We start from the raw sequence: 5977 nt of genomic DNA, 5'->3' as shown, positions 1-5977 counted from the left end.
GAAATCCTCCCGTTTCCCGCGACAGGTGCAGACCGGATTTTGCCAGATGCCACAAGGCTTGCAGAGGATTTCATGCTAAATTCTACCCACACTCTTTCACGAAGACCCAAAAAAACATACAGGCCTTTTGCTGGAGCACACTCGCCGGTTTCACGAAATAGAAGTGCCAGATCCGTACTAGGGTGGCATGGTCGGATTTGAGCGTGTATTGGATGTGGTGGAGGATGCGGCAGAAGATTTGCTGCCGCACATTTTTCAGAATCACCTGTAGTGGCAGTTCAAACACTTTCAGGATAAAAAAAGCACGGCAGGGTATGCCGTGCATTTTTTATGGAGTCACAATCCAAATTTACTTGGGTGAGCGTGTTTCTACCATCTGTAGCGGTTCGCTGTTTTCCATCGTGTAGATTTCGCGCGGACGCTGGCGGCGGCGCGGCGCGTGCTCACGATTTTCCGTCGCGGCAACGGCCACCGAAGCCGCTTTGTTCGGATCCGTTTCGATCAGTGTCAGACCGCTGGCGTCCAGATCGAGGTTGAGCGGAGGGGCGACAGGGGCAGCGACCGCGGCCGATACCGGCTGCGATGTGGGGTAGCACACCACTTCGGTTGGCGTGAGCGGTCTGCTCATCCCCTCCGGATAAGCGATGTACTCCGAGGGGGACAAGCGTGCCGGTGTGGTGTCGTGGCTAACCGGGGCAGCCACGGTGGTCAGCGGCAGGGCTGTATCGTTGCCTGCCTCCAGCGGCTGCTCACGACGTTCGCGCTCGCGCCGACCGCCCCGCCGGCCGCGCTTGCGACCCTCGCGCGAAGACGTTCCTTCCGGTTGTTGATCGGGCACGGTTGTCGGGCTGGCCTCAAGCACCGGTTTGCTTTCCTTGTTCTCCGGACGGGGGGCGCGCGCTTGCGGCGGGCGCTCTTTACGATTCTGCGGTTTTCCCTGCTCGGCCAAGGCGTTATTCTCGCGCGGCGCGTCTTCCCGATCGCGGCGGGGTTTGTTGCCATCCCCGCGTTCGCGGCGTTGGCGGTTGCCACCTTCGTTGCGTTCGCGATCTCCGCGTTCGCGGCGGGGATTGTTGCGTCCGCCGCGTGCGGATGCGGCAGGTTTGGCTGCTTCGGTTGCGCTGCCCAGTGCTTTGAGCCAGCCCAACAGACGTCCCAGCAGGGAGGTTTTCTTCTCGGCTTTTTCCGCATGCTTGGGAGCGGGTTGCGCCGGCGTGATGTTGCGCACGGCCGGCTGCGGGCGTTGCGCGACTTTGCTTTCCTGCGGCGACGCGGTGGCGGATTCTTCCGGAGTGGCGACCAGTTTGTAGCTGGCCTGCAAGTGGTCGGCCGTGATGTCGTCCAGACGCAGACGGGTGACGCTGTAATGCGGCGTTTCCATGTGCGGGTTGGGAATCAGGGTGATCCTGACCTTGAAGCGATTTTCGATGCGGGTGATGTCCGCGCGTTTTTCATTGAGCAGGAAAGTGGCGACATCCACCGGCACCTGCACGTGGATGGCGGCACTGCTTTCCTTCATCGCCTCTTCCTGGATCAGGCGCAGGATGTTCAGGGCAGAGGACTCGGTGCCGCGGATGTGGCCAATGCCGTTGCAGCGCGGGCAGGTGGTGTGATTGCCTTCTTCCAGACTGGGTGCCAGACGCTGCCGGGACAATTCCAGCAAGCCGAAACGCGAAATCTTCGCGGTCTGGATGCGGGCGCGGTCGAAGTGCATGGCATCGCGCAGACGGTCTTCCACCGCGCGCTGGTTCTTGCTGGATTCCATGTCGATGAAGTCGATCACGATCAGGCCGCCCAGATCGCGCAGGCGCATCTGGCGCGCGATTTCGTCGGCAGCCTCCAGATTGGTGTTGAGCGCGGTAGCCTCGATATCGCCGCCGCGCGTGGCACGGGCGGAGTTGATGTCGATGCTGGTCAGAGCCTCGGTGTGGTCGATGACGATGGCGCCGCCGGAGGGTAGGTTCACCTGGCGCGCATGCGCCGATTCGATCTGGTGTTCGATCTGGAAACGCGAGAACAGCGGCACGTCGTCGTGATAACGCTTGATGCGATCCACATGATCCGGCATCACGGTGCCCATGAACGCTTGCGCCTGTTCGAAGATGTCGTCGGTGTCGATCAGGATTTCGCCGATATCCGGGTTGAAATAGTCGCGGATGGCGCGCACTACCAGGCTGCTTTCCAGATAGATCAGAGACGGGGCTTTTTCCGCCTTGGCGGCCCCTTCGATGGCATCCCACAATTGCTTGAGGTAATCCAGGTCCCACTGCAGCTCTTCCGCATTGCGGCCGATACCGGCGGTGCGGGCGATGATGCTCATGCCCCGGGGGACTTCCAGTTGTCCCAGCACATCGCGCAGTTCGTTGCGGTCTTCGCCCTCGATGCGGCGCGAGACGCCGCCGCCGTTCGGGTTGTTCGGCATCAGCACCACATAACGTCCGGCCAGGCTGATGTAGGTGGTGAGGGCCGCGCCCTTGTTGCCGCGCTCGTCTTTTTCGACCTGCACCAGCAGTTCCTGGCCTTCCTTCAGCGCTTCCTTGATGGAGGAGCGGCTGTTGGCGCCGGACTGGTAGTACTGCGGGGAGACTTCCTTGAAGGGGAGGAAACCGTGGCGGGTGCCGCCGTATTCCACGAAACACGCTTCGAGGCTGGGCTCGATGCGGGTGATGATGGCTTTGTAGATGTTGCTTTTGCGTTGTTCTTTGCCGGCGGTTTCAATGTCGAGGTCAACGAGTTTTTGACCATCCACAATGGCGACGCGGAGTTCTTCCGGCTGCGTCGCATTGAATAGCATGCGTTTCATTTTTTTCTCCCGCGCTCTGACACGGGCAGGGCAAAGCTACGCGCCGCTTAGCGCGCGAGAAGCTGGATGTTCGGGTTGTGATGCCGACGATAGTCCAAGTGCTTGTTCTCGTTGTTAGCTTGTTTGTATCTGCGTGCTGCCTGATGGTTGGGGCAACACGCTAAAATTTATCTGCTGGTGCTTAGAGCGCGCAAATCATTTACCATCACTGCTTGTCTCCGGTGAGTGAGATTAACCGGGCGGGGCTGCTTCGTAGGCGGCTTGATTGCCTGCCATCCTTAACATAAAGCTCGCGTAGCGATTCGTTTGACCCCTCTCCCTCCGGGGGAGGGTTTGGGTGGGGGAAACGGGCATGGCGAAATTCATTATCAAGAGTGGCCCATTTGTCATGACCGTAAGATTGGACGGGGGAATTGACATCCCGTTTCGACAAAGGCGCACACGCGAGTCGCGAGTATATTCAAAATGAACAGTTTGAGCAAAGAATCCGTCACTTGGATGGAAATCGACGCCGAGAGCGCCGGCCAGCGCATCGACAATTTCCTTTTTCGGCACCTCAAAGGGGTGCCCAAGAGCCACGTTTATCGCATTCTTCGCGGCGAAGTCCGGGTCAACAAGAAGCGCATCGACCAGACCTATCGCCTGCAAGCAGGGGATGTGCTGCGCATCCCGCCCATTCGCGTGGCCGAAAGACCGGAGGCCGAATACATCCCGGCCAGCGAATTTCCCATCCTGTTCGAGGACGACGCCCTGCTTGCGGTGGACAAACCGGCCGGTACCGCGGTGCATGGCGGTAGCGGGGTGAGTTTTGGTGTCATCGAACAATTGCGCCATGCGCGGCCGCAGGCCAAGTTTCTCGAACTGGTGCACCGGCTCGACCGCGAGACTTCCGGCGTGCTGCTGGTGGCAAAGAAGCGCTCCGCGCTGACCGCCATGCACGAGATCATGCGCGAAGGGAACAGCGACAAGCGCTACCTGGCGCTGGTGCTCGGGCAATGGCAGAACGCCCGCCAGCACGTAAAATTGCCGCTGCACAAGTTTGACACCCCGCAGGGCGAGAAACGGGTCATGGTGCGCGAGGACGGGCAGCAGGCCCATACCATCTTCAATCTGCAAAAGAACTGGCCTGGGTTCAGTCTGCTCGAAGCCGAACTCAAGACCGGCCGCACCCACCAGATTCGCGTGCACTTATCGCATCTCGGCTTCCCCATCGCCGGGGATTCCAAATACGGCGATTTCGCGCGCAACAAGGAACTGATGAAGCAGGGTTTGAAACGCATGTTCCTGCATGCGCACAGCATCTCCTTCAATCATCCGCTGACGCAGGAAGCGCTGCGCATTGTTGCCCCTCTGGCACCTGAGTTGCAGAAATTTCTCGATCGGCTGGACCAGAACGCATGACCCCCCCGACCTATTCGGAACGAGCGCTGTTGTTCACGCTGGCGGGCATCCAGTTCAGCCATATCCTGGATTTCATGATCATGATGCCGCTGGGGCCGATGCTGATGGTCGAGCTGGACATCACCACGCACGAGTTCGGCCTGCTGGTCGCTTCCTACAGTTTCAGCGCTGCCGTGTCGGGTCTCTTCGCGGCGACCTTTGTTGACCGCTTCGAACGCAAGCGGTTGCTGTTGACCATCTTTCTGTTGTTCGGCCTGGCGACACTGGCCTGCGCGCTGGCGCCGGGCTATGCCACCCTGATCGCCGCGCGCTGCATGGCCGGTGCTTTCGGCGGAATGTTGGGGGCGCTGGTGCAGACCATCGTCGGCGACACCATCCCGTTCGCGCGCCGCGCCAAGGCGAGCGGCACGATCGCGACGGCATTTTCCATTTCCACCGTGGCCGGGGTGCCGCTCTCGCTGTGGCTGGCCAGCCTGTTCCACTGGCGCGCCCCGTTCGTGTTCATCGTCGTGCTGGTTGGGGGGTTCGCCCTGATCGGCTGGCGTTTGCTGCCCGAATTGCACCATCATCTGAACCGCGAGAAGCGCGCGCATCCCTTCAGCGACTTGTTCGCCGTGATGCGCGACGCCAACCACTGGCGGGCGATGACGTTGTCGGCGCTGCTCATCTTTGCCGGATTTACCGTGATCCCTTACATCACGGTCTATGCGGTGAACAACATCAATATCAGCCAGCACGACATCGCCTACATCTATCTCGCGGGCGGCACCGCCACGCTGATTTCGGCGCGGCTGATTGGCCATTTCGCCGATACCCACGGCAAAGTGGAGGTCTATCGCCTGATCGCGTTTGCGGCAATGCTGCCGTTGCTGGCCGTGACCCAAATCCAGAGCGCCACACTGGGCTGGTGGCTGGTCTGCACGACGCTGTTCTTTGTGCTGGTATCGGGACGTTTCATCCCGGCGATGGCGATCATCACTTCCGCCGCGCAACCCAGGCTGCGCGGTACGTTCATGTCGCTCAATGCCACGGTGCAATCCCTGGCAATGGGTTTGGCGGCAAGCTTGAGCGGCTTCATCATCACCCAGGATGCGACCGGCAAGATTATCGGTTACCAGAATGTGGGTTATGTGGCGATTGCCGCCAATCTGCTGGGTATCTGGTACGTCTCGCGCATTGTGATGCACGACGCCCGCCCGAATCTGCCCGACGTCGCGCCTAAGTAGGGCGGGGCAATATATAGGCCAAATTTCTGCTTGTGGCAGGAGGGGGCATCGGGCGAGCATCCGGCACGGTGCAAGCTTGAGAAATAGCGCTAGCTTCCATCCGCAATAATTTAGGCGGTACTAATGGAACGGGTTTTATGCAACCAGTTGTTTCTATGAGATATACAAATCATCGATCAGGATTTTGGCGGCATGCTCATGTGGTTGGCGCGCCGTCTAAATCACGTTAGCAATAAGGGGCCATATGAACTTCATTCAAAAAATATTTACACTCAGTAGTGTCCGGTTAAAAGTCGAACAAATTTAGCTGGTTAGAAAAGTCCGTCTGTTCTACGAGTTGTCCACCGCCCGCGAAAGCCTGATCCAGTGGGGTTTTCTCAAAGACAGACACCGAAAGAATCTGTAGCAGCGAATAAAGCGAGGCATCCAATTGCATCTCCTTCTTAACGATGGCAATCAGCACGTAGGTAGAGACGGCGCACCAGATTTGCGTCTTCACCGCGTTCTCGCTGTTGCCGATGAAGCGTTTGATGCGCAGGTGCTGCTT

General features: G+C 59.2%; 3 protein-coding genes and 1 pseudogene. 2 read left to right on the top strand and 2 right to left on the bottom strand.

The window, feature by feature from the left end:
* Positions 1-349 precede the first annotated feature (349 nt).
* Entirely contained in the window at positions 350-2803 is a 2454-nt protein-coding gene (locus tag ACKTSJ_RS10950; protein ID WP_407900176.1) for an Rne/Rng family ribonuclease, read from the bottom strand.
* 465 nt (positions 2804-3268) lie between these two features.
* On the opposite strand from ACKTSJ_RS10950, the gene ACKTSJ_RS10945 reads away from it, so the two are divergent.
* Both ACKTSJ_RS10945 and ACKTSJ_RS10940 read left to right on the top strand, forming a co-directional pair.
* On the top strand, positions 3269-4204 hold the full coding sequence (locus ACKTSJ_RS10945) for an RluA family pseudouridine synthase (RefSeq protein WP_407900174.1): 936 nt from the start codon (positions 3269-3271) through the stop codon (positions 4202-4204).
* The gene (locus ACKTSJ_RS10940; protein WP_407900172.1) at positions 4201-5430 is read left to right on the top strand and encodes an MFS transporter; all 1230 of its coding nucleotides are present in this window, start codon (positions 4201-4203) and stop codon (positions 5428-5430) included. Before ACKTSJ_RS10945 ends, ACKTSJ_RS10940 begins: the two co-directional genes overlap by 4 nt.
* Before the next feature lie 286 nt (positions 5431-5716).
* Here ACKTSJ_RS10940 and ACKTSJ_RS10935 read toward each other — a convergent pair.
* A pseudogene (locus ACKTSJ_RS10935) lies at positions 5717-5977 on the bottom strand (IS4 family transposase); the annotation flags it as partial.

Origin of the sequence: Ferrigenium sp. UT5 (assembly GCF_045866295.1) — a bacterium.
Lineage (GTDB): Bacteria > Pseudomonadota > Gammaproteobacteria > Burkholderiales > Gallionellaceae > Sideroxyarcus.
This window is presented reverse-complemented; position numbering and strand designations above follow the sequence as displayed.